This window comes from Stieleria sp. (genome assembly GCF_041595215.1).
GTDB lineage: Bacteria > Planctomycetota > Planctomycetia > Pirellulales > Pirellulaceae > Stieleria > Stieleria magnilauensis.
Genome location: NZ_JBFHKV010001488.1, coordinates 1 through 1,574, shown reverse-complemented (window position 1 = coordinate 1,574; position 1,574 = coordinate 1). Strand labels below are relative to the sequence as shown.

1 protein-coding gene and 1 pseudogene are annotated in these 1,574 nt (G+C 62.1%); both read right to left on the bottom strand.

Annotation, left to right across the window (positions count from 1 at the left end; all coding sequences use genetic code 11):
* Nucleotides 1-623, bottom strand: a pseudogene (locus tag ABX749_RS32370) (hypothetical protein); the annotation flags it as partial.
* On the bottom strand, nt 623-1,267 hold the full coding sequence (locus tag ABX749_RS32365; RefSeq protein ID WP_145208330.1) for a sigma-70 family RNA polymerase sigma factor: 645 nt from the start codon (nt 1,265-1,267) through the stop codon (nt 623-625). The gene ABX749_RS32365 and the pseudogene ABX749_RS32370, both read right to left, overlap by 1 nt.
* Between the last annotated feature and the right edge of the window lie 307 nt (nt 1,268-1,574).

Sequence of the window (1,574 nt, the reverse complement as noted above, 5' to 3'; positions counted from 1 at the left end):
GTCCACCATCCGATCAGTGCGGTCGGCAGAATGGTGGCCAGCCATAACCAGCCGGCGTTGAAACGCCGATGGTTGGTCGCCCGGGTCTGCCAGATCCCGGCCGAGGGGCGTCGCCGGGCAGGCGGTTCCTCGTCCCGATACCGGGGCGAGGCGTGGGTTCGTTGAGAGCTCTGCTGGGTGACCTGCGCTGATTTGGAAGGGGCGGGGATCGATCCGGACTTCGATTTTCGACTACCGCTTTTGTAGGTCTGACGCTTCGGCTGGCGACCACTGGCCGCGGGCGCCGGATTGGACGGGGAGGTCGACGCATCGCTGATCGAGTCGCGTTGGCCGGGAGGCAGGAACGGCGCGTTGGACGTCGCCGCATGACCGTCGGTGGCTTGAGCGGAGGATTCGGGGGGCGATGAGTCCGCCAAGGCGGGCGGAATCGCCGGTTGCTTGGCCGAGTTGCCTTCCAGCCGAGCCGATTCGTGGTCGTGCTCGTCCAGCAAGGACATCACTTCGTCGATCAGCGTCTGGTCGTCGCCACACTGCGAGACCAGAAACGCGTGTTGCTGGTCGGTGGGAAGGTCGTCGACGGCTAGAAATAATTCACGGACCCGCGCGTAACGCTCCGCATTCATCAAGTCGTCTCGGGTTCCGTTGCCGCGGGAGGCGAAACAGGGGAGTCGGTGTCCTGTTCGGCCGACGACTCGGTTTCCTCGGCTTCCTCGCTGTCACGTCGCAATTCGCGTCGCATCCAGGCGCGGCTCATCGCCCACTCCTTTTCGATCGTGCGGAGTCCCAATTTCATTTCCGCGGCGATCTCGCGCATCGTCATGCCGCCGAAGAACCGTAGTTCGACAATTTTGGCCTGTCGGGGGTTCAGTTGGGCGAGCTGTTCGAGCAGATCGTCCAAGGCGACGACATCGTCGTCTCGATTGAGCTGAAACGTGACATCGTCGTGCAATTGGCGTCGTTCCCAGCCTCCGCCCCGCTTCAACGATTGGACTTTGCGGGCGTGATCGACCAAGATGCGTCGCATCACGGTGGCACCGATCGCAAAGAAATGCGTCTTGCCCTGCCAGTTGATCCTGGAATGGTCGACCATCCGCATGTAGGCCTGGTGGACCAGCGACGAGCTGCTGAGTCGGTTTCGCAGCGGTTCGTTCTGCAGGAATCGGCCTGCCAAGCGGCGCAGGTCGTCATACATCACCGAGAACAGACGGTCGGTGTCGCCTTCGGTTCCCTCTTGGCTGCGGCTAATTAAATCGGTGACTGAAGGCATCGTTTCGGCTAAGGCATCAGCGACTTTGGCGTCCGTCGCGACCGATCCTCCCCCTACAGCGAGTGAGTTCGATCTAGCGACATCCTCGGCGGATGACCGCCCGCCCCCCAGTGTAACTTATCCAAGTAGTGTAACTGCACCGACGGCGAAAATGTTCTCAAATGTTTGCGGCCCGTCCCAGGCACGTCGTCGCCCTGGGCAGGCAACGCTGTCGAGCATTTATTCCCTGCGTTTGACGAGGTGTTAGCGGCAGGGCGCAAGCCCTCCGGTTCCTCATCGTTCCCGAAACACCGGAGGGCTCGCGCCC

Coding starts and splice junctions, on each gene's coding strand:
- ABX749_RS32365 (WP_145208330.1), bottom strand. CDS start 1,267: ATGCCTTCAGTCACCGATTTAATTAGCCGCAGCCAAGAGGGAACCGAA.